Origin of the sequence: Sulfitobacter sp. SH22 (genome assembly GCF_965641905.1) — a bacterium.
Lineage (GTDB): Bacteria > Pseudomonadota > Alphaproteobacteria > Rhodobacterales > Rhodobacteraceae > Sulfitobacter.
This window is the reverse complement of record NZ_OZ282573.1, coordinates 881,866-902,521: the sequence shown is the minus strand read 5'-3', so window position 1 is coordinate 902,521 and position 20,656 is coordinate 881,866. Positions and strand designations below refer to the sequence as shown.

The window sequence follows — 20,656 nt, the reverse complement described above, 5'->3', positions numbered from 1 at the left end:
CCCATTCCCCGAGCCGATTTCACGCGGATAACGGCTTTAGGCGTCAAAAACCGACATTGGCCCCTTCTCTGGCTTAAAAATATCCCCGGGGTCTGGGGGCTGGCCCCCAGTCCACTCTTGCCACGCGCGCGATCCGCCCATAATCAGTCTGCATGACAGATATCTCCCATGACCGCCTTCTCATCATCGACTTCGGCAGCCAGGTCACCCAGCTGATCGCCCGCCGTTTGCGTGAACTCAATGTGTTTTGCGAAATTCACCCGTTCAATACGGTTGATGACGCCTTCCTCAAGGACTTCGATCCCAAAGCGGTGATCCTGTCCGGCGGACCGTCCTCGGTCTTTGCCGAAGGTGCGCCCATGCCGCCGCAGTCGGTGTTTACGCTGGGCGTGCCGATCCTGGGGATCTGCTATGGCCAACAGGTGATGATGCATTGCCTGGGCGGCAAGGTCGAACGCGGCCACGGCACTGCCGAATTCGGTCGGGCCTTTGTCACACCTTCACAAGCGCGGCTTGATCTGCTGGACGGCTGGTTTGAAACCGACCGCGAACAGGTCTGGATGAGCCATGGCGACCACGTCAGTGCCATCGCACCGGGCTTTGAGGTCTATGGCACCTCGCCCAATGCGCCGTTCGCGATTACGGCCGATGCGTCGCGTCACTTCTATGCGGTTCAATTCCACCCCGAGGTGCACCACACCCCCAACGGGGCCAAGCTTTATGAAAACTTCATCAAGCTGGCGGGGTTCAAAGGCGACTGGACCATGCGCGCTTACCGCGAGGAAGCGATTGCCGCGATCCGCGAGCAGGTGGGCGACGCCAAAGTGATCTGCGGCCTGTCGGGCGGGGTTGATTCCTCGGTCGCCGCAGTGTTGATCCACGAGGCGATCGGCGACCAGCTGACCTGCGTTTTTGTCGACCACGGCTTGCTGCGCAAGGGCGAGGCCGAAGAGGTCGTGAAGATGTTCCGCGACAATTACAACATGCCGTTGATCCATGCTGACGAACAGGAGCTGTTCCTGGGCGAGCTGGACGGGGTTTCCGACCCTGAAACCAAGCGCAAGATCATTGGCAAGCTGTTCATTGACGTGTTCCAGAAACATGCAACCGCCGTGGGCGATGCCAAGTTTCTGGCCCAGGGCACGCTCTACCCCGATGTGATCGAATCCGTGTCGTTTTCCGGTGGCCCGTCGGTCACGATCAAATCCCACCACAACGTTGGCGGCCTGCCCGAAAAGATGGGCTTGAAACTGGTTGAACCGCTGCGTGAATTGTTCAAGGACGAGGTCCGCGCCTTGGGGCGCGAACTGGGTCTGCCCACCAGCTTTATCGGCCGTCACCCGTTTCCGGGTCCCGGTCTGGCCATTCGCTGCCCCGGCGAGATTACCCGCGAAAAGCTGGCAATCCTGCGCGAGGCCGATGCGGTCTATATCGACCAGATCCGCAAGCACGGGCTTTATGATGAAATCTGGCAGGCGTTTGTGGCGATCCTGCCGGTGCGGACCGTTGGCGTTATGGGCGACGGCCGGACCTATGATTTTGCCTGCGCCCTTCGCGCGGTGACATCCGTGGATGGCATGACGGCGGATTACTATCCGTTCACCCATGAATTCCTGGGCGAAACGGCAACGCGCATCATCAACGAAGTGCCGGGCATCAACCGCGTCACCTATGACATCACATCCAAACCTCCGGGCACGATTGAATGGGAATGATGCTCCCCAAAAGAAAGATGCCTCCGGCGGGGATTTTTTTCCATTTGGAAGACAGGGTGTGAGCCCGACGCTGAAGGCAGCACTTTGGATGATCGGGTCGATCAGTTCGTTTTCCGCGATGGCTGTCGCGGGGCGCGAAGTGTCGGGCGTCTATGACACGTTCGAGATCATGATGTACCGGTCGGCGGTTGGGGTTTTGGTGGTCGTCACGCTGGCCTTTGCCACGGGCGCATGGCGGCAGATCAACACGCGCAATCTGGGTCTGCAGATCGGGCGCAATCTGGCGCATTTCACCGGCCAGAACCTTTGGTTTTATGCCGTCACTGTTATTCCGCTGGCACAGGTTTTCGCGCTGGAATTCACCTCGCCCTTGTGGGTGATTGTGTTGTCGCCGCTGATCCTGGGGGAAAAGCTGACGAAAATTCGCGCTTTGGCGGCGTTGATGGGGTTTGTGGGCATTCTGGTTGTAGCCCGTCCCACGGTCGAGGGGATCAATGCGGGCGTGATTACCGCCGCGTCCTCTGCGATCTTCTTTGCCTTTACGATCATGCTGACAAAACGGCTGACGCGCAGTCAGACCATTACCACGATCCTGTTTTACCTGACCGTGACGCAGTTGGTCTTTGGCCTTGTGACAGCCGGATATGACGGCGACATCGTCTTGCCCGACATGACCCACGGCCCGCTTTTACTGTTGATCGGGGTCGCGGGGTTGCTGGCGCATTATTGCCTGACCAACGCCCTGTCGATCGCCCCTGCCACGGTGGTTGTGCCGATTGATTTCATCCGCCTGCCCGTCATCGCGATCATCGGGATGCTGGTTTATGCCGAGGCCTTGGATATCTGGGTCTTTGTCGGGGCGGCCATTATTTTTATCGGCAATTACATCAACCTGTGGGTCGAGACGCATAAAAAGATTTGACCGTTCGGGGATAACGCTTGGAGCCTGAAACCGAGGGTCTGTGGGGAATAAAAGCCCGCCGCAGTTCTGTGGCGGGCTTTTTGCGTTGTCGCGTGATCGGGTGGCTAGTCTATCGCCCGGCCATTTGATAGGTAACGCAAAACCGTTAGATCCAAGGACGACACCGATGCTTTACCCTTCTGCTGATGCATGGCGCGCCGCACCGCGCAAAAAAGTACTGGTGTTTGCCATGTCTGGCTTGGGCAAGACCCATCTGTCGCATTTGCTACGCAGCAATGGCAACTGGTTCCACTACTCTATCGATTACCGCATCGGGACGCGGTATTTGGGCGAAACCATCGCCGACAACGCCAAAGCCGAGGCGATGAAAGTGCCGTTTCTGCGCGATCTTTTGCTGAGCGACAGCATTTATATCGGGTCGAACATCACCTTTGATAACCTGTCGCCTGTTGCCACCTGGCTGGGCAAGCCGGGCGATCCGGCCAAAGGCGGATTGCCGATGGCGGAATATGCCAAGCGTCAGGAGGCGTTCAAAAAGGCCGAACTGGCGGCCTTGTATGACACGGCCCATTTCGCAGCGCGGGCGAAGGATTTGTACGACTATCCGCATTTCATCTGTGACACCGGCGGGTCGATTTGCGAATGGGTTGACCCCGAAGATGATCACGATCCGCTGATGAAGACCCTGTCGGAGGAATGCCTGCCGATCTGGATTAAGGGCGACGAAGCCCACACCCAGGAACTGATCCGCCGCTTTGACCGCGCACCCAAGCCGATGGCCTATCAGCCCGAGTTTCTGGCGCGGGTCTGGGCCGAATATCTGAGCGAAAACAACTGCAAAGAGGATGAGGTTGATCCTGATGCTTTCATCCGCTGGACCTATGCCCAAGCGCTGGCCCATCGCCAGCCCCGCTATGAGGCGATGGCCCGCTGGGGGGTGACTGTCACGACCGATCAGGTCGCCGCGCTGACCTGCGAAAAGGATTTCGTCGAGCTGATTGCAGGGGTGATGGAAGACTAACCCTTGGCAGTTTTGCCCGCACGCCCTATCTAGACGTCTGTTTCAAGTTGGATTTTACCTATGCCCATCAAGCTTCCCTCGGACCTGCCCGCCTATGACGTGTTGACGCGCGAAGGTGTTATGGTGGTTGACGAAGAACTGGCCGCCACGCAGGATATCCGCCCGCTGCGCATCGCCTTGCTGAACTTGATGCCGAAAAAGATCCAGACAGAGAACCAGTTTGCCCGCCTGATCGGTGCCACCCCCTTGCAGATCGAATTCAGCCTGTTGCGGATGTCGGACCATCAATCGCGCAACACTGCCGCCGACCATCTGGAGAGCTTTTACCGCCCTGTATCCGACGTCTGGGATGAAAAATTCGACGGGCTGATCATCACCGGTGCGCCGATCGAGCATATGGATTTCCAAGACGTCACCTATTGGGATGAGCTGACCCGCGTCATGGATTGGACCCAGACCAACGTGCATTCCACCTTTGGCGTGTGCTGGGGCGGAATGGCGATGATCAACTATTTCCACGGTGTCAAAAAACACCTGCTGGACCACAAGGCGTTCGGCTGTTTCAGGCATAGCAATCTGGCCCCGTCCTCGCCCTATCTGCGCGGATTTTCCGACGATCTGGTGGTGCCCGTCAGCCGTTGGACCGAAATGCGCGCCGCCGAGGTCGACAGCGTGCCGGGGCTGCATACGCTTTTGGGCAGCGCCGAGGTCGGCCCCTGTCTGGTCGAAGACGCAGCACACCGTGCGTTGTATATCTTTAACCATCTGGAATATGACCGCGACACGTTGAAAGACGAATATGACCGCGACGTCGAAGCCGGCACACCGATCAATATACCGTGCAATTACTACCCTGATGATGATCCCACCAAGGTGCCGCTGAACCGCTGGCGCAGTCATGCGCATCTGCTTTATGGCAACTGGATCAACGAGATCTACCAATCCACCCCGTTTGAACTTGATCGTATCGGGTCCTGAAATGCTGATCGCTGTTGCCCTGCTGGTCGTGGGGCTGACGGCCCTTGTGCAATGGCGGGCCTATCAGCGTGAACGGATAACCAACGACCAATATCCGCCGCTTGGCGAATTCTTGGAGGTGAACGGCACCAAGGTACATGCGTTGGTGCGGGGCAGCGGCCCTGATCTGGTGCTGATCCACGGGGCGTCGGGCAATCTGCGTGATTTCACCTTTGATATGGTCGATGAACTGGCAACCCGCTACCGGGTGATCTGCTTTGACCGCCCCGGATTGGGCTGGACCGATGTCTTGCCCGGCAACGCGGGGGCGTGTAATAAAAGCTCCGCCTCTCCTGCGGAACAGGCCGCGATGCTTCAGCAGGCCGCCGATCAGCTTGGGGTGCGCAATCCGGTTGTGCTGGGCCATTCCTATGGCGGGGCTGTTGCCTTGGCATGGGGGTTGGCGCGCCCGGATCAGACCGGTGCGCTGGTGCTTGTCGCTGCGGTGTCCGAAGTCTGGCCCGGCAGTCTGGGCTGGCAATACCAGCTGACCGGCTCCACATTGGGAAGCGGTTTGGTGATCCCGGTCATCACCGCTTTTCTGCCCAAGAAATTCGTCGAGGCCAGCCTCGCGGCGATCTTTGCGCCACAGCCTATTCCGCAGGGCTACGGCCCGCATATCGGCAGTGACCTTGCCCTGCGCCGTCCCTCCCTGCGGGCCAATGCCCAGCAGGTGAACTCGCTTTTGCCCCACATCCGTCAAATGGTGCCGCACTATGGGACCCTGACCATGCCGGTGGAGGTGATTCACGGCACGGGAGATACGATTGTGCCAATGGATATCCACGCCAAGGTACTGATGACACAACTGCCCAACGCCAAGCTGACAACCCTGCCCGGTACCGGCCATATGCCCCAACATGTTGAACGCAGTGCTGTTTTTGACGCGATTGACCGCGCGACCTTGCGTGCGGGTTTGCGCTAGCTGCCGGAACGCTTCATAACATATAAATAACGACAGTATCAGGAGGCCGCCATGGACCTGCCCTTTGACGGTGCAATCAGCGCCTATTTCGAAAATGACGCCCCGGATTCCATCCGCAAAGCGATCAAACGCGCAGAAAACGATGATGTTCTGTCCGAGAGCTACCCCCATTCCGAACGCATGGGCGGCAAACGCTATGACAAGGAAATGGCGCGTTTGCAGATCGAACTGGTCAAATTGCAAGCATGGGCACGCGATACGGGCACCCGCATCGCAATGGTCTTCGAAGGTCGCGATGCCGCTGGCAAAGGCGGCACAATCGGGCGGTTCCGCGAAAACCTGAACCCCCGCGAGGCCCATGTCATCGCCCTGTCAAAACCGACCGAGACCGAAGCGGGCCAATGGTATTTCCAGCGTTACGTAAAACATCTGCCAACCGCCGGGCATTTTTCGTTCTTTGACCGCTCGTGGTATAACCGCGGCGTGGTTGAGCCGGTTTTCGGTTTTTGCACCGATACGCAGCGCGACCATTTCTTTACGCAGGTTGTCCCCTTCGAGAAGATGATCGTCGATGATGGCATCCACCTGTTCAAATTCTGGCTGAACGTCGGGCGCGCCGAACAGTTGCGCCGGATGCTGGCGCGCGAAAGCGATCCGCTCAAGCAATGGAAGCTCAGCATGATCGACGTTAAAGGTCTGGCCAAATGGGACGCCTATAGCGCCGCCATCACCGAGACACTGGCGCGCACCCACACCCCGATCGCGCCCTGGACGGTGATCCGCTCCGACGATAAACGCCGCGCGCGATTGCAGGCGATCCGCACGGTGTTGCACAGCTTTGACTACGCTCAAAAGGACGCCCGCGCGATTGGCGCGATTGACGACCAGATTTGCGGCACCCCGGACATCTGGGATGCCTAAACAGGGGTATCATCACGGCAATCTGCGTCAGGCGCTGATCGATGCAGCACTTGAACTGATCGAATTGCGCGGCCCCACCGGTTTCACCCTCTCCGAAGCGGCCAAGCAAGCGGGGGTGACCCCTGCCGCCGTCTATCGCCATTTCGAGGGCCGCGAAGACCTTATCGCCGAAGGGGCGTTGCAGGGCTATGCGATCTTTGCCGATCTGATGGACGCCGCCTATAATTCGGGCCAACCTTCCGCGCTCAAGGCCTTTGAGGCGACAAGCCGCGCCTACCTGGCTTTTGCGCGCGCCAATCCCGGCCATTACATCGCGATGTTCGAAAGCGGCATTTCGGTCAACCGCACGCCCGATCTGGCGGCAGCGGCCAATCGGGCCAATCAGGTGATGGAACAGGCAGCCAGCGATCTGAGCCGCCATATCCCGGCCGAAAAACGCCCGCCTGCGTCAATGTTCTCGGCGCATATCTGGGCGCTCAGCCACGGTGTGGTGGAACTGTTCGCGCGCAATTCACCGGGAAGGGCATCGCCCTTTCCAGCCGATGAACTGCTGGAAAGCGGCATTGGTATCTACCTGCGCGGTCTGGGTCTGGTGGACCCCGACACCTAGGCGGTTGGCTTAGGCGGCGGCGCGCCCGGTCAGATCAGACAAGACATCCGCCGCAATCTGGAAGGATTTCACCCGCGCCGCGTGGTCATGGATCTGCCCCGTCAGGATCATCTCGTCCGGTTGGTAGCGCGCGATCATATCGGCCAGTTGCGCCCGCACGCTATCCGGGCTGCCCACTGCAGTGACCCGCAAGGCCTGATCAACGGCTTGGCGCATCTGCGTGCCGACTTCGGCGTCAATATCATCCACTGGCCGCGGCAGCTTGCCGGGCCGTCCGGTGCGCAACCGCACAAAAGCCTGCTGCATGGATGTGCGTAAATAAGCCCCCTGCGCATCCGTATCTGCGGCAAATACATTGGCCGCCAGCATAAAATGCGGCCGTGCCCATTGCGCCGAGGGCTTGAAATCACGGCGATAGATCGCGACAGCCTCCTCCAGCGCATCAGGCGCGAAATGCGAGGCAAAGGCATATGGCAGCCCGAAATGCGCCGCCAGTTGCGCCCCGTAAAGCGACGATCCCAAAATCCAAACCGGCACATGGGTGCCCTGCCCCGGATGCGCTTTCACCGGTGCGTTGGGATGGGCCTCGTCCAGATAGCCCATCAATTCCGCCACATCATCGGGAAACCGGTCACCGCCCTGCATCCCGCGCCGCAACGCATGATAGACGGCCTGATCGCCGCCGGGTGCACGCCCCAACCCAAGATCAATCCGGTCGCCGTGGATCGTGGCCAGGGTGCCAAACTGCTCTGCAATGGCAAGCGGCGCGTGATTGGGCAACATGATCCCCCCCGCGCCCACGCGGATGGATGTCGTGTGATCCGCCACATGGCCGATCAAGACGGATGTCGCCGCCGACGCAATCCCGGGCATATTGTGATGCTCGGCCAACCAATAGCGGTGATACCCCGCCGCCTCGGCATGCTGTGCCAGATCAATGGTATTTGCGATGGCCTGACGTGCATCCGACCCTTCAGGGACGGGCGAAAGATCCAGAACGGAATAGCGCATGGCGGTGTCTCCTATCAACTTGCCCCCAACCTAAGCACGCGACACTGAAAACAAAACCACCCCAGCCGTTTCATTTTGCCAAATAAACTCTCCCCGAAGGGCCGGCCCGCCCCGCGCACCCACAGATGCATGTAAACACACCGAACAAACACCACGAAAAAGGGCCGCCCCCAGCAGGAGCGGCCCTTTCCACATATTCTGTCGCAAAACTTAGCGCTTGGAGAACTGGAAGCTCTTACGCGCTTTGGCCTTACCGTATTTCTTACGTTCAACAACACGGCTGTCACGGGTCAGGAAGCCTGCCGCTTTCAGCGCGCCGCGCAAGGAGGGATCATAAAGCTGCAAAGCTTTGGACACACCGTGCTTTACCGCGCCGGCCTGACCGGACAGACCGCCACCCTTAACAGTTGCAACAACGTCGAACTGACCGTCGGTGCCTGTGATGGTGAAAGGCTGTGCAAGGATCATCTGCAAAACGGGGCGCGCAAAATATTCGTTCTGCGGCTTGCCGTTTACGATCACCTTGCCGGAACCTGGCTTGATCCAGACGCGGGCAACCGCATCTTTACGCTTGCCGGTCGCATAGGCACGGCCAAGCGCGTCACGGACGGGCTCGCGTGGTGTCAATTCGACTGCAGCAACAGCGTTCTCGGATACGGCCGCTTCGAGGCCTTCGAGTGTTTTGATTTCATCAGCCATGCTTATTCACTCCGCGTGTTTTTGGGGTTCATGGCTTTAACGTCCAGAACCTCTGGGCTTTGCGCCTCGTGGGGGTGTTCGGAACCGGCATAAACGCGCAGGTTTGTCATGATCTGACGGCTCAGGCGGTTGCCAGGCAACATGCGCTTGACGGCCATAGTCACAACGCGCTCTGGGTGTGCACCCTCAAGGATCTGTGCCTTGGTACGCTCTTTGATCCCGCCGGGGTGGCCCGTGTGCCAGTAGAAGTTTTCTTCACGCTTCTTGCCGGTCATCTGGATTTTCTCGGCATTGATCACGATGACGTTGTCGCCGCAATCCATGTGAGGTGTGAAGGATGGCTTGTGTTTGCCGCGCAAACGCATGGCAATGATCGACGCAAGACGGCCAAGGACAACGCCTTCAGCGTCGACGATGATCCATTTCTTGTCGATATCTGCCGGTGTTGCAGAAAAGGTTTTCATGGAGGGAATTCCCGTTAATTTGGTGAAGGGGTCCGAAACGCGAACCCCGCTATCTGATGGCTGGGTTATAAACACGCGCCAAGTCGCGTCAAGCGCCAGTTTTCCAAATTAACCGTGCAAAAACAGTTACTTGCAAATTAGGTATAATAATACCCCACAAAAATCACACGCTCAGCTGCTCTGGCGGGCTGTCCAGCAGCTGGCGCAGCCGTAAAATCGCCGCCTCGTAGCTTTCCAGCGACACACCGGCGTTCACGGCAAGGCGCACGGCATGGGGCGCGCGGGCGTCACGGCTGACGAATTCTTCGGCCGACCGGATCTGCACGCCTTGCGCTTCGGCGGCCTGACAAAACGCCCCTGTCCGCCAGCCCACAGGCAAGCGCAGCCAGAGATAGGGCACATTGGCGCGCCATGTCACATCATAGCCGCCCAGAATATTGACCGCGCTTTGCACATAGGTGTTGAACCCCTGCCGTGTCCCTTCGGCCAATGTGTCGATGTCGGGATGGGTCAGCAGCTTTGCGCAGAGATCTGTCAGGGGCGTGGCAAGGCCAAAGCTGTTGTATTCCGCGACACGGCGCAGATCGGGCGTGCGCCCTTCGGGGGCAATGGCAAAGCCGATCCGCAAGGCCGGGGTCAGGATTTTGGCCAGCGACGAGATATACCAGCCCCGTTCGGGGGCCAGCAGACGGTAGGTCGGGGCCCGTTCGACCAGCATCCGGTAACAATCATCCTCGACGATCTGGATGTCGTATTTCCGCGCGACCTTGACCAGTTCATCGCGGCGGGCGACGGGGGTAAAGGTACCTGTCGGATTGTGAACCTCGGGCGAGGTGCAAAATATCTGCGCATCATGGTTGCGTGCGGCTTCTTCCAGCGCTTGGGGGATGACGCCATCGGCATCCATCGCAACGGGGATCACATCGGCGCGCAACAATTCAGCGGCACGGCGGAACCCCGGATAGGCCAGTTCCTCGATCAGGATCGCAGGCCGGCGGCCTTGCAAGATCGCCTGAAACACCAGTGACAGCGCGTTTTGCCCGCCATGGGTCAGCACGACATCGCTTTGCTCAAACGCCCCCAGCGGGGTGCCGGTCAACCAGCGCACCACGGCTTCGCGGGCGGGTTGCGCACCGATACGGCTGGGATAATGCATGATCCCCGAGGGCGGATCATTTGCGATCTCGGCCAGGAGTTTCCGGATCAGCCCCGCCTGCCCCGAAGATGGCAGATGCGGGGAAAACATATTGACGTTGAAATGGTCATCCAGCTTTTGCGCCTTGTGGGCGATGACATCGATTTCGATCGGGCCTTCCGGCTCTGGTGCGGGTGTTTTCGACGCCACAAAGGTGCCGCGCCCGACTTCGGCCAGCAACGTGCCGCTTTCGGTCAGCATGGTATAGGCCCGCGCCACGGTCCCGGGGGTGATTTTCAAGATCCAGGCCAGATCGCGCACGGGGGGCAGTTTATCGCCCTCTTTCAATGCGCCGATTTCAATGCCGTGGCGAATGGTTGCAATGACAGCTTTGTACTTGGGGCCGTGCCCGTGATCCAGTGATGGCTGCCAAATTGTACCCATTACAATATTTTCCTTTTCAACGCGTGTGGCATTTTGTACCACAATGTTACGGTACATTCAATATTGTGTCAATACAATTCAGATATTAAGGAGATTCTCATGACACAGACCCTTACCCTTTCCACTGAATCAGTGGCCATCCTGAACCAGCGCGGCACGCCTGTTCTCGCTGTTATTGCGGTAAAATTTGCGGTTTGTGTTACGAAGATGACGACACGTCGCCGGACCCGCCTGGCCCTCTCCCAACTGGAGCCGTGGCAGCTGGACGATGTAGGACTGACATCCAAACAGGCTCATGATGAGTTTATTCGGGTGTTCTGGAAAGCGTGACGTCCCTGTGGCGCCAACCAGACCTCTTCACTTGGGCCGGTACATTACCGGCCCTTTTTTCGATTGTATCAAAAAGTTAATGGTACATTATTTGGGTGGAATTGCATAGGTCAGCGACGCCCGTGCGACGGGTTGATCCATCCCTTCTGAAAACACCAGAACATCACAGACCGACAGCAGCTTCCCAAGCTTGAGAAGCCGCGTCTTGGCGACAAGATTGACGCCTGCTTCGGGCTTGCGCATGAAATCAATCGAACAATTCGTGGTCACGGCCAAGGCCTTTGGACCGATCCGTGCCAGCGTCATCAGATAGGCGCTGACATCGGCCAGCGCAAAAATCGACGGCCCCGATACAGTTCCACCGGGGCGTAAATGCCGGTCCTCCACCAAAAGCCGCGTCGTCAGATCCGTTTCGCTTACGTGGTCGATCGCGAATTCATCGGCAACCTGCTTGAACACGTCTTTCATAAAAACCGTCAACGCACCGGCATCCATCATTATCGGCATACTTGTCCTCCGTCATATGTCGAGGGTAGGCTCTGGTAAATTCAAGGAGAGAGCAAGATGACAATGCTGGAAGTAGAATATGACGCTGCGGTCGCAACGCTCACCATGAACGCGCCCGAACGTTTGAATGCCCTCTCGGACGAGATGCTGGCCGCACTTCAGACCACATTGGATGACCTGGCTGAAAACCCGGCGGTGCGGGTTGTGATTCTGGCCGGGCGCGGCAAAGCCTTCTGCGCGGGCCACGATCTTAAGCAGATGACGGCGATGCGGCAGGCCGAAGATGGCGGTGCCGCGCAGTTTCGCGATCTGTTCGAGCGGTGCAGCGCCGTGATGGCGCGAATCCAGTCCATGCCCCAGCCGGTGATTGCCCAGGTGCACGGCATCGCCACCGCCGCCGGGTGTCAGTTGGTTGCGACCTGCGACATGGCCGTTGCCGCCGAAGGGACACGGTTTGGGGTGAATGGCGTGAATATCGGGCTGTTTTGTTCAACGCCGATGGTCGCCCTAAGCCGTAACATCCCGCGCAAACAGGCGTTCGAGATGCTGACCACGGGTGATTTCATTGATGCAGCCCGCGCGCGCGAACTGGGTCTGATCAACCGCGTCGCCCCCGAACACGAACTGGCGATGGAAACCCAGAAACTGGCCAGCCAGATCGCCGCCAAACTGGGGGTGGCTGTCAAGATCGGCAAGCAGGCGTTTTACAACCAGCTCGGGATGCCGACCGATCAGGCCTATGCCTATACCGGCGACGTCATGGTCGAAAATATGCTGCACCGCGACACCGAAGAAGGGATCAGCGCCTTTTTGGAAAAGCGTGATCCCGGTTGGACGCAATAGCCCAGTCACACTGTTTCCAATTCGACATGCATTGTTGAAAATATTTTTCTGGCAATTCGGGCATAATTGGGGCATAAATAAGACAAGGTGAATGCCTTAATGATTTTGGGTCGCCGCCGGCGGAAGGTCCCTCCAGGTCAGTCTCTCACTGGCCGACCGTTCCCGCAGCGGCGACCCCAAAAATCCCCCTCTGTCCCAGATCAGGTTTCACCACGCAATCCTGTGGTTTTGGCGCTGTTCTATTGCATAGGCGCGGCCCCTGCCCTACATCGCTGATATGACACAAACACTCCATATCATCGGCGGCGGAATGGCCGGATCAGAGGCCGCCTGGCAGGCCGCAAACGCGGGCGTCCAGGTTGTTCTGCACGAGATGCGGCCCCAAGTCGGCACATTTGCACATCAAACGGGTTTTCTGGGCGAAATGGTCTGCTCGAACTCCTTCCGGTCGGACGATAGCGAACAAAATGCTGTCGGGCTGCTGCATTGGGAAATGCGCGCGGCAAACGGGCTGATCATGGCAACGGCGGAAAAACACCGCCTGCCTGCCGGTGGTGCCTTGGCCGTAGACCGTGACCCGTTCGCAGAATCCGTGACCGCAGCCTTGATGGCGCATCCCAATATCACCGTTGAATATGGCGAAATCACAGAACTGCCGCGCGATGGGCATTGGATCATCGCGACGGGCCCGCTGACCTCGGGCAATCTGGCGAATGCGATTGCGGCTGAAACCGGGGCCGAGGCGCTGGCGTTTTTTGATGCCATCGCGCCGATTATCTATCACGAGAGCATCGACATGACCAAAGCGTGGATGCAATCACGCTATGACAAGGGCGAAACCGAGGAAGAGCGCACGGCTTACCTGAACTGCCCGATGGACAAAGCCACCTACGAGGCGTTTATCGACGCCTTGCTCGCCGCCGATAAGACCGAATTCAAAGAAGGCGAAACCGCCGGATATTTCGACGGTTGTCTCCCGATCGAGGTGATGGCCGAACGCGGCCGGGAAACCTTGCGTTTTGGCCCGATGAAACCTGTCGGGTTGACCAACGCCAATGACCCCGAAAACAAGCCCTATGCCGTGGTGCAATTGCGCCGCGATAACAAGCTGGGCACGCTGTATAATATCGTCGGCTTCCAGACCAAGATGAAATATGGCGCACAAACCGAAGTGCTGCGGATGATTCCCGGCCTTGAAAACGCATCCTTTGCGCGGCTTGGCGGCATTCACCGCAATACATTCCTGAACTCGCCCACCTTGCTGGACGACCAGATGCGCCTGCGCAGCCAGCCCAACATCCGGTTCGCGGGCCAGATCACCGGCGTTGAAGGCTATGTTGAAAGTGCGGCCATGGGTCTGCTCGCCGGTCGTCTGGCCGTGGCCGAGATCAAGGGCGAAGCCGCCACACCGCCGCCGCCCACCACAGCGACAGGCGCGTTGATCACCCACATCACCGGCGGCGCCGAGGCGAAGACCTTTCAACCGATGAATGTGAATTTCGGGCTGTTCCCCCCGGTTGAGGGGCTGAAATCAGGCCGCCGTGGCCGCAAAGACCGCTACAAAGCCTATACCGACCGCGCCAAGGAAGACTGGCAGGCCTGGCTGAACGGCACCCCCGTTCCCGCGTGAGTTTCGTCACCCGATTTGCGCCGTCCCCCACGGGGCCGCTGCATCTGGGGCATGCCTATTCCGCGCTGCTGGCCCATGACATGGCGCGGGCAGCGGGCGGGCAATTCTTGCTGCGGTTCGAAGATACCGATCTGGAACGTTCAAAGCCCGAATATACAGCGCAGGTGATCGACGATCTGACATGGCTTGGCATCACATGGGATGCAGAGCCGCTGATGCAGTCAGACCATTTTGAGACGTATAATCAAAGTGTTGAGCAGTTGATCGCCCAAGGCTTGACCTATCCCTGCCGGTGCAGTCGCAAGGACATCGCCGCCGCTTTGGCCGCCCCCCAAGAAGGTGTGCCGCACCCTGTTTATCCGCAAATCTGCAAGCATCGCAGCATGACCGAACGTGGCCCGACTGACGCGCTACGGCTGCATATGGACCGCGCATGGGATGCGATTGCGGGCATGGATCTGTCATTCACCGAGTTGGGACCGCTGAACAAGGGTACCTACCGGCTGGATAAAACCACCCTGACCCAGACGGTCGGCGATATTGTGATCGGCCGCAAAGACATCCAGACCGCCGCCTATTTTCTGGCCTCGGCACTTGATGACATTAACCAAGGGATTACCCATGTGGTGCGCGGTGTTGATCTGTTTGAATTTACGCAGGTGCAGGTGTTGTTGCTGGCCCTGTTGGGCCATCGGCCGCCGCTGTACTATCACCACAAGCTGATCCGCGATGACACCGGCAAACGGCTGGCCAAACGCGATGATGCGCGCGCGATATCCTTGTACCGCAGCGAAGGAGCATCACCGCAAGATATTCGTGAGATAATAGGGCTTTAGAGGTCGATCTTAATCCATTTTTTCAAGCGTGATGCGTTCAACGCCGTCTTCCACCAGGGTGTAAAAACAATTGCGACGTCCGGTGTGACAAGCGGCACCGGTCTGGTTCACAACCACCAAAAGACAGTCGCGGTCACAGTCGATGCGCAGCTCGACCAGTTCCTGCACATGGCCGCTGGTTTCGCCCTTGATCCAGAACGATTGCCGCGAACGGCTCCAATAGGTGACGCGCCCTGTCTCGAGGGTTTGGCTGACGGCTTGGGCGTTCATCCACGCCATCATCAACACCTCGCCTGAAACGGCATCCTGCGCGATGGCGGGGATCAGCCCGGCGTCGTTGTACTTTAATGTGCTGGGATCGAAATCCATGGGCTGCCCCTTCATTTAATTTTTGCATCATCGGCGTGGTGGCTTATGTAGGGGGTAAGCGCCGAAAGGAACAGCCATGACTGCCGAAACCGACCTGATCAAGCTTTACTCTGCCCGTATTTTGGGGCTGGCGGCCGATATTCCGCATCTGGGGCGGCTGGATCATCCGGATGCGACGGTCACGCGGCGGTCGCCCTTGTGCGGGTCAACCGTCACAGTGGATGTGGTGGTAAAAGACGGCAAGCTGGCCGATCTGGGCCAGGACGTCAAAGCCTGCGCCTTGGGTCAGGCTGCGGCGGCGGTGACCGGGGGCGCGGCAATTGGCGCGACCTTGCCGCAGATTGAGACGGCGCGCGACCAGCTCAAGGCGATGCTCAAGGGCAAAGGCCCGGTACCAGAAGCGCCTTTTGACGGGTTCGAGGTGCTAACCCCCGCTGTGGACTACAAAAACCGGCACGCGTCGATCCTGCTGAGCATCGAGGCGCTGGCAGAAGCGATGCAGCAAAGCCGGACGGCCGAGACCGCACAGAGCACCTGATTTCCCCAAAAACCCTAAGCCAAAAAAAACGCCGCACATCCAAAAGGATGGCGGCGCAAGTACGCGTTCTTTGTGCAGGCTCACCTTAATCCGGTGCCGAAGGGACAATTCGGCAGTTCCAACCAAGGACAGGACATTTGGTTGAACGCATAAAGTTTGGGACAGATGCGTAAGTCAAATTAAAGCGACACAAAATGCGCAGGCAGAAGTCAAACAAAAGAAGGGATATGCAAACCGGCAACCAGGATCACAATCAATGCGGCCATACCCACGGCATCTTGCAAAAGCGTATCTTGCGACCGTTTGGCGATGGCTTTGACTGTTTTAAAAGTTGTCATTTGCGTTCTCCACTCTCTGTTGCTCCTTTGTTCTCATTTAATTGGCACCCTGTAAAGAACTTTATGAGAACATTTGCGAACAAAATAGAACGGAAGGTGTTAACCCACTGTAATCAAACGAATTGCTTCGTCCTGCCGCATCAGCCAAAGCAGCAGCCTTGCCGCTTGCCCCCGTGGGCTGGCCAGTTCCGGATCTTCGGCCAGTAATTTGCGCGCGTCTGACTGGGCGATTTGCATCAAACCGGCTTGGCGTTCCAGATCGGCCACCCTGAACCGGGGCACACCCGATTGCGCGGTGCCGATCAAATCGCCGGTCCCGCGCATCTTCAGATCGGTTTCGGCAATGACAAAGCCGTCCTCGGTCTCGCGCAACACCTCAAGCCGCTGCTGGCCTGTCTCACTCAGGGGCGCTTGATACATCAGCAGGCAGGTCGATGCCGCCTGCCCGCGGCCCACACGGCCGCGTAGCTGGTGCAATTGCGCCAGCCCGAAACTTTCCGCCCGCTCGATGACGATGATACTGGCATTGGGCACGTCAACGCCCACCTCGATCACGGTGGTTGCCACCAGCACCTTGGTTTCGCCGTTTTGAAACGCCCGCATGGCGGCGTCTTTGTCGGCGGGCGGCATTTGGCCGTGCACCAGCCCGACGACACCTTCGCCCAATGTGGCGCGCAAGCGTTTGAACCGTTCTTCAGCGGCGATCAGATCACTGACTTCGCTTTCTTCGACCAGCGGACAGACCCAATAACATTGCCGCCCTTCCTGAATTGCAGCGCGCAGGCGTTCAACAACCTCCGGGGTGCGATCGGTGCTGATCAAGGCGGTGCGGATCGGTTTGCGCCCGGCGGGTTTTTCATCCAGCACGGACACGTCCATATCGCCATATTGCGCCAGCGCCAGTGACCGCGGAATGGGCGTGGCCGTCATGACCAAAACATCTGCCAGCCGCCCTTTTTGCCCCAGCTCAAGCCGTTGACGCACGCCAAAACGGTGCTGTTCATCGACAACCGCCAGCCGCAAATCGGCAAAGCTGACATCGGCCTGAAACACGGCATGGGTGCCCACCAGTATTTGTATGGCACCCGCCTCAAGTGCGGCCAGCTTGGCACGCCGCTCAGCCCCCTTGTCACGCCCCGTTAGGATTTCCAGAACGACGCCGGCCCGTTCAGCAAGCGGTTGCAGCCCCTCAAGATGTTGCCGCGCAAGGATTTCCGTGGGGGCCATCAACACGCCCTGCCCGCCGGATTCAACCGCCGCCAGCAGCGCCATAAACGCAACAAGCGTCTTGCCCGCACCCACATCGCCCTGCAACAGGCGGTTCATGCGCTGCGGGCTGGCCATATCGGCGGCGATTTCGCCAATCGCACGGGTCTGCGCGCCTGTGGGTTTATAGGGCAATGCCGCCAGAACCCGCCCCTGCAAACGCCCGTCGCCCTGACTGGGCCTGCCCTTTTTGCGCCGCTCCTTGGCCCGTGCGAGCGCCAGCGTTAACTGATGCGCCATCAATTCGTCATAAGCCAGGCGTTCCCGAGCGGGCACAGTGGCGGATAGGTCGGCCATTTTCTCGGGGTCATGGGCGGCTTGAATGGCAATGTTGAAATCGGGCCAACCGGCCTTGGCTTTCTGCGACGGGTCGATCCATTCCTCAAACTCGGGCACGCGGGCCAGCGTGGCGCGGGTGGCCTTGTACATCAGTTTTTGCGTAATCCCGCTGGTCAACGGATATACCGGCTCGAATGTCGGGATTTCACCGGCGTCTTCCTCGGCCACGGTGAAATCCGGATGCACCATCTGCGCCATCCCGTCGAACAATTCGACACGGCCCGACACAATCCTGCGCGATCCTTCGGGCAATTGGCGCTTCCAGTAATCGCCGCGGGCGTGAAAAAACACCAGCTGGAATGAGGTCTGTGAATCCTCCACATGGATCCGATAGGCACCGGTCTTGTTCGAAGGCGCGCGGTGCTGGCCTACGGTCACCGCAACCGTGACCGTTGCAGGTAAAACCGCATCCTTGACGCTGGCCTGCAACCGGCGGTCAATGCCGGAATAAGGCAATGTAAACAAAAGGTCACGCGGTGCTGTGATGTTCAGTTGGGCGAAATGCTGTGCGGTTTTCGGGCCGACCCCTTCAAGGGTTTCAAGCCCGGCAAACAGCGGAAACAGCGCTTCGGGCCGCCCCGTCATAGGCCCGCAATCAGGTCAAGCCAGCCGTCTTCGTCCAAGGTTTCGATCCCCAATTCGGCGGCCTTTTTGGCCTTGGACCCGGCCCCCGGGCCAGCGATCAACAGATCGGTTTTGGCACTTACCGACCCTGATACTTTGGCCCCCAACCGTTCGGCGCGCGCCTTGGCCTCGGCGCGGCTCATTTTTTCAAGCGTGCCGGTAAACACGACGGTTTTGCCTGCCACCGGCGATCCGGCCGTATCAGGCCGCGCGGAGTCTTGAATGGTTAATTCAGCCACCAGCCGGTCGATCGAGGCGCGCTCGGCCTCTTGGGCAAAGGCGCTAACCAGCGATGTTGCCATCACGCAGCCCACGCCATCGACACCGATCAGATCATCCCATGCGGGGCCTTCCATGGGGGCTGCTTGCGCCATCGCGGCCTCGAAGGCATCCCAAGTGGTGTAATGCTGGGCCACAAGATTTGAAGCAGCTTCGCCCACATGGCGTATTCCTAGCGCGAATATCAGCCGTGACAGCGGGATTTTACGTTTATCTTCAATCGCTTGAAACAGTTTTTCGGCAGATTTCTCGCCCCAGCCCTCGCGGTTTTTAAGCTGCTGCATCCCCGACCCATAGCGCGCTTGCAGCGTGAAAATGTCCGCCGGTTCACTGATCCAGCCATCGGTATAGAATTGCTCGACCTGTTTGGCCCCCAACCCGTCAATGTCAAAGGCCGCGCGGGACACAAAATGCTTCAATTTTTCGACTGCTTGCGCGGGGCAGATCAAACCTCCGGTACAGCGGCGCACGGCATCGCCTTCCTCGCGGATCGCATCGCTGCCGCATTCTGGGCATGTCGTCGGAAATTCAAAGGGTTGCGCGTCAGCCGGGCGTTTCGTCAAATCGGTGTCGGCAATTTTGGGGATCACGTCGCCGGCGCGGTACACCTGCACCCAGTCGCCGATGCGGATATCCTTGCCACCGCGGATTTGATTGCCCTTGCTGTCAAACCCTTTGATGTAATCCTCGTTATGAAGTGTCGCATTTGATACAACCACGCCGCCAACTGTGACCGGTTTCAGCCGCGCCACCGGGGAAAGCGCACCGGTCCGGCCAACCTGAATCGTGATATCCTCCAGCGTGGTCCAGGCCAGTTCCGCAGGAAACTTATGCGCGATGGCCCAACGCGGGGTCGTTGACCGGAAACCAAGCCGGTCTTGCAAGGCCAGATCATTGGTTTTGTAGACAACACCGTCGATATCATACCCCAAGGTCGCGCGCTGCGCTTCGATCTGGGCATAGTGATCAATCAGCTCTTGCGGTCTTTTGCAGATTTCAGTCAGCGGGTTTACCGAAAATCCCAAAGTTTCGAGCCGTTTGATTGACCCATATTGCGTGTCAGACAAAGGGGCCGATAGCGCGCCCCAGGCATAGGCAAAGAATTTGAGCGGCCGCGCGCGGGTGATTTCGGCGTCCAGTTGGCGCAATGATCCGGCAGCTGCGTTGCGCGGATTTGCAAAGGGTTTGCCCCCATTTGCCTCCTGGCGGATGTTCAATGCCGAAAAATCCGCATGGCTCATATAGACTTCGCCGCGCACCTCTAGGACGTCTGGCGCACCACTCAGCCGCTGAGGCAGGTCGCTGATCGTTCTGGCGTTTGCCGTGACATTCTCGCCGACCGCCCCGTCACCCCGCGTTGCGGCTTGGACCAACACACCTTGTTCGTAGCGAATCGAAAGCGACAATCCATCGATCTTTGGTTCGGCCGTATATTCCAGTTCAGCGTCCTGGCTCAGGCCTAGGTATTTCCGGATCCGCGCGTCAAAATCGACAACGTCTTCCTCCTCGAACGCGTTGGCCAGCGACAGCATCGCCACGGCATGGGTTACCTTTGAAAACCCCTCCGACGGGCCGGCCCCGACCTTTTCGCTGGGGCTATCGGCCCGTTTGAGGGTAGGAAACCTGTCCTCGATCTCGGCGTTGCGGCGTTTCAGCCGGTCATATTCCGCGTCACTGATCTGCGGTGCGTCCTTGCCGTAATACTCCGCATTGGCCCTGTTCAGCGCAACCGCAAGCTTTTCAAGCTCGGCCTTGGCTTGCGCTTCTGTCAGGTCTTGAACGGCGATATCTGAACTCAACGGTCTGCCCCAGTTTTCTGTCACTACTGGTGCATGAATACGCAGGCATTTTTCGCAGGTCTAGCAGATATCAC

Annotated in this window: 21 protein-coding genes; 12 read left to right on the top strand and 9 right to left on the bottom strand. The window is 58.7% G+C overall.

The features are described from left to right. Nucleotides 1–152 precede the first annotated feature (152 nt). The 7 genes from guaA (at nt 153) to ACSQ13_RS06375 (ending at nt 7,131) form a co-directional block, all read left to right on the top strand. Nucleotides 153–1,715: a glutamine-hydrolyzing GMP synthase gene (guaA, locus tag ACSQ13_RS06405; RefSeq protein ID WP_176249885.1), complete on the top strand. Its 1,563-nt coding sequence runs from the start codon at nt 153–155 to the stop codon at nt 1,713–1,715. An 88-nt stretch (nt 1,716–1,803) separates the two neighbouring features. Then, nucleotides 1,804–2,637, top strand: coding sequence for a DMT family transporter (locus ACSQ13_RS06400; protein ID WP_176250216.1), 834 nt, complete (start codon nt 1,804–1,806; stop codon nt 2,635–2,637). A gap of 166 nt (nt 2,638–2,803) precedes the next feature. Continuing rightward, entirely contained in the window at nt 2,804–3,658 is an 855-nt protein-coding gene (locus tag ACSQ13_RS06395) for an ATPase (protein ID WP_176249886.1), read from the top strand. Nucleotides 3,659–3,718: 60 nt separating this feature from the next. Then, on the top strand, nt 3,719–4,636 hold the full coding sequence (metA, locus tag ACSQ13_RS06390; protein ID WP_176249887.1) for a homoserine O-acetyltransferase MetA: 918 nt from the start codon (nt 3,719–3,721) through the stop codon (nt 4,634–4,636). Between the two features lies 1 nt (nt 4,637). After that, a complete protein-coding gene (locus ACSQ13_RS06385; RefSeq protein WP_295508499.1) occupies nt 4,638–5,600 on the top strand; it encodes an alpha/beta fold hydrolase in 963 nt (320 codons plus the stop codon). A gap of 51 nt (nt 5,601–5,651) precedes the next feature. Continuing rightward, entirely contained in the window at nt 5,652–6,521 is an 870-nt protein-coding gene (gene ppk2, locus ACSQ13_RS06380; RefSeq protein ID WP_176249889.1) for a polyphosphate kinase 2, read from the top strand. Next, the gene (locus tag ACSQ13_RS06375; RefSeq protein WP_176249890.1) at nt 6,514–7,131 is read left to right on the top strand and encodes a TetR/AcrR family transcriptional regulator; all 618 of its coding nucleotides are present in this window, start codon (nt 6,514–6,516) and stop codon (nt 7,129–7,131) included. The genes ppk2 and ACSQ13_RS06375 overlap by 8 nt, the downstream gene beginning before the upstream one ends. Before the next feature lie 9 nt (nt 7,132–7,140). On the opposite strand, the gene ACSQ13_RS06370 is transcribed toward ACSQ13_RS06375, so the two are convergent. From ACSQ13_RS06370 to ACSQ13_RS06355, 4 genes are all read right to left on the bottom strand, one after another. Next, nucleotides 7,141–8,142 (bottom strand): LLM class flavin-dependent oxidoreductase, encoded by a 1,002-nt coding sequence (locus ACSQ13_RS06370; RefSeq protein WP_176249891.1) that lies wholly within the window; start codon nt 8,140–8,142, stop codon nt 7,141–7,143. 210 nt (nt 8,143–8,352) lie between these two features. After that, complete coding sequence (gene rpsI / locus ACSQ13_RS06365) at nt 8,353–8,841, bottom strand: 30S ribosomal protein S9 (RefSeq protein ID WP_176249892.1); 489 nt, start codon at nt 8,839–8,841, stop codon at nt 8,353–8,355. Nucleotides 8,842–8,843: 2 nt separating this feature from the next. Next, on the bottom strand, nt 8,844–9,305 hold the full coding sequence (gene rplM / locus ACSQ13_RS06360; RefSeq protein ID WP_176249893.1) for a 50S ribosomal protein L13: 462 nt from the start codon (nt 9,303–9,305) through the stop codon (nt 8,844–8,846). Nucleotides 9,306–9,468: 163 nt separating this feature from the next. Continuing rightward, on the bottom strand, nt 9,469–10,884 hold the full coding sequence (locus ACSQ13_RS06355; protein ID WP_176249894.1) for a PLP-dependent aminotransferase family protein: 1,416 nt from the start codon (nt 10,882–10,884) through the stop codon (nt 9,469–9,471). 99 nt (nt 10,885–10,983) lie between these two features. Here ACSQ13_RS06355 and ACSQ13_RS06350 point away from each other — a divergent pair, with 99 nt between their 5' ends. After that, on the top strand, nt 10,984–11,214 hold the full coding sequence (locus tag ACSQ13_RS06350) for a DUF1127 domain-containing protein (RefSeq protein WP_176249895.1): 231 nt from the start codon (nt 10,984–10,986) through the stop codon (nt 11,212–11,214). A gap of 87 nt (nt 11,215–11,301) precedes the next feature. Here the strand turns inward: ACSQ13_RS06350 and ACSQ13_RS06345 are convergent, their stop codons facing one another. Further along, nucleotides 11,302–11,721 carry a PaaI family thioesterase gene (locus tag ACSQ13_RS06345; protein ID WP_176249896.1) on the bottom strand — a complete coding sequence of 140 codons (420 nt, stop codon included), beginning with the start codon at nt 11,719–11,721 and terminating at the stop codon, nt 11,302–11,304. A gap of 57 nt (nt 11,722–11,778) precedes the next feature. On the opposite strand from ACSQ13_RS06345, the gene ACSQ13_RS06340 reads away from it, so the two are divergent. From ACSQ13_RS06340 to gluQRS, 3 genes are all read left to right on the top strand, one after another. Then, nucleotides 11,779–12,564, top strand: coding sequence for an enoyl-CoA hydratase (locus ACSQ13_RS06340; protein WP_176249897.1), 786 nt, complete (start codon nt 11,779–11,781; stop codon nt 12,562–12,564). A gap of 277 nt (nt 12,565–12,841) precedes the next feature. Then, nucleotides 12,842–14,194, top strand: coding sequence for a methylenetetrahydrofolate--tRNA-(uracil(54)-C(5))-methyltransferase (FADH(2)-oxidizing) TrmFO (gene trmFO / locus ACSQ13_RS06335; protein ID WP_176249898.1), 1,353 nt, complete (start codon nt 12,842–12,844; stop codon nt 14,192–14,194). Further along, on the top strand, nt 14,191–15,030 hold the full coding sequence (gene gluQRS, locus ACSQ13_RS06330; RefSeq protein WP_176249899.1) for a tRNA glutamyl-Q(34) synthetase GluQRS: 840 nt from the start codon (nt 14,191–14,193) through the stop codon (nt 15,028–15,030). The genes trmFO and gluQRS overlap by 4 nt, the downstream gene beginning before the upstream one ends. Nucleotides 15,031–15,039: 9 nt before the next feature. Here the strand turns inward: gluQRS and hisI are convergent, their stop codons facing one another. Next, the gene (gene hisI, locus ACSQ13_RS06325; protein WP_176249900.1) at nt 15,040–15,399 is read right to left on the bottom strand and encodes a phosphoribosyl-AMP cyclohydrolase; all 360 of its coding nucleotides are present in this window, start codon (nt 15,397–15,399) and stop codon (nt 15,040–15,042) included. A 76-nt stretch (nt 15,400–15,475) separates the two neighbouring features. Here hisI and ACSQ13_RS06320 point away from each other — a divergent pair, with 76 nt between their 5' ends. After that, nucleotides 15,476–15,937, top strand: a complete 462-nt coding sequence (locus ACSQ13_RS06320; RefSeq protein WP_176249901.1) for an iron-sulfur cluster assembly scaffold protein — start codon at nt 15,476–15,478, stop codon at nt 15,935–15,937. A 209-nt stretch (nt 15,938–16,146) separates the two neighbouring features. Here ACSQ13_RS06320 and ACSQ13_RS06315 read toward each other — a convergent pair whose 3' ends face one another. The 3 genes from ACSQ13_RS06315 to ligA all read right to left on the bottom strand — a co-directional run bounded on the left by ACSQ13_RS06315 (nt 16,147) and on the right by ligA (nt 20,582). After that, on the bottom strand, nt 16,147–16,275 hold the full coding sequence (locus ACSQ13_RS06315) for a hypothetical protein (protein ID WP_255200166.1): 129 nt from the start codon (nt 16,273–16,275) through the stop codon (nt 16,147–16,149). A 99-nt stretch (nt 16,276–16,374) separates the two neighbouring features. Then, on the bottom strand, nt 16,375–18,465 hold the full coding sequence (gene recG, locus ACSQ13_RS06310) for an ATP-dependent DNA helicase RecG (RefSeq protein WP_295508514.1): 2,091 nt from the start codon (nt 18,463–18,465) through the stop codon (nt 16,375–16,377). Then, on the bottom strand, nt 18,462–20,582 hold the full coding sequence (ligA, locus tag ACSQ13_RS06305) for an NAD-dependent DNA ligase LigA (protein ID WP_295508517.1): 2,121 nt from the start codon (nt 20,580–20,582) through the stop codon (nt 18,462–18,464). Before ligA ends, recG begins: the two co-directional genes overlap by 4 nt. Between the last annotated feature and the right edge of the window lie 74 nt (nt 20,583–20,656).

Coding starts and splice junctions, on each gene's coding strand:
- guaA (WP_176249885.1), top strand. CDS start 153: ATGACAGATATCTCCCATGACCGCCTTCTCATCATCGACTTCGGCAGC.
- ACSQ13_RS06400 (WP_176250216.1), top strand. CDS start 1,804: ATGATCGGGTCGATCAGTTCGTTTTCCGCGATGGCTGTCGCGGGGCGC.
- ACSQ13_RS06395 (WP_176249886.1), top strand. CDS start 2,804: ATGCTTTACCCTTCTGCTGATGCATGGCGCGCCGCACCGCGCAAAAAA.
- metA (WP_176249887.1), top strand. CDS start 3,719: ATGCCCATCAAGCTTCCCTCGGACCTGCCCGCCTATGACGTGTTGACG.
- ACSQ13_RS06385 (WP_295508499.1), top strand. CDS start 4,638: ATGCTGATCGCTGTTGCCCTGCTGGTCGTGGGGCTGACGGCCCTTGTG.
- ppk2 (WP_176249889.1), top strand. CDS start 5,652: ATGGACCTGCCCTTTGACGGTGCAATCAGCGCCTATTTCGAAAATGAC.
- ACSQ13_RS06375 (WP_176249890.1), top strand. CDS start 6,514: ATGCCTAAACAGGGGTATCATCACGGCAATCTGCGTCAGGCGCTGATC.
- ACSQ13_RS06370 (WP_176249891.1), bottom strand. CDS start 8,142: ATGCGCTATTCCGTTCTGGATCTTTCGCCCGTCCCTGAAGGGTCGGAT.
- rpsI (WP_176249892.1), bottom strand. CDS start 8,841: ATGGCTGATGAAATCAAAACACTCGAAGGCCTCGAAGCGGCCGTATCC.
- rplM (WP_176249893.1), bottom strand. CDS start 9,305: ATGAAAACCTTTTCTGCAACACCGGCAGATATCGACAAGAAATGGATC.
- ACSQ13_RS06355 (WP_176249894.1), bottom strand. CDS start 10,884: ATGGGTACAATTTGGCAGCCATCACTGGATCACGGGCACGGCCCCAAG.
- ACSQ13_RS06350 (WP_176249895.1), top strand. CDS start 10,984: ATGACACAGACCCTTACCCTTTCCACTGAATCAGTGGCCATCCTGAAC.
- ACSQ13_RS06345 (WP_176249896.1), bottom strand. CDS start 11,721: ATGCCGATAATGATGGATGCCGGTGCGTTGACGGTTTTTATGAAAGAC.
- ACSQ13_RS06340 (WP_176249897.1), top strand. CDS start 11,779: ATGACAATGCTGGAAGTAGAATATGACGCTGCGGTCGCAACGCTCACC.
- trmFO (WP_176249898.1), top strand. CDS start 12,842: ATGACACAAACACTCCATATCATCGGCGGCGGAATGGCCGGATCAGAG.
- hisI (WP_176249900.1), bottom strand. CDS start 15,399: ATGGATTTCGATCCCAGCACATTAAAGTACAACGACGCCGGGCTGATC.
- ACSQ13_RS06320 (WP_176249901.1), top strand. CDS start 15,476: ATGACTGCCGAAACCGACCTGATCAAGCTTTACTCTGCCCGTATTTTG.
- ACSQ13_RS06315 (WP_255200166.1), bottom strand. CDS start 16,275: ATGACAACTTTTAAAACAGTCAAAGCCATCGCCAAACGGTCGCAAGAT.
- recG (WP_295508514.1), bottom strand. CDS start 18,465: ATGACGGGGCGGCCCGAAGCGCTGTTTCCGCTGTTTGCCGGGCTTGAA.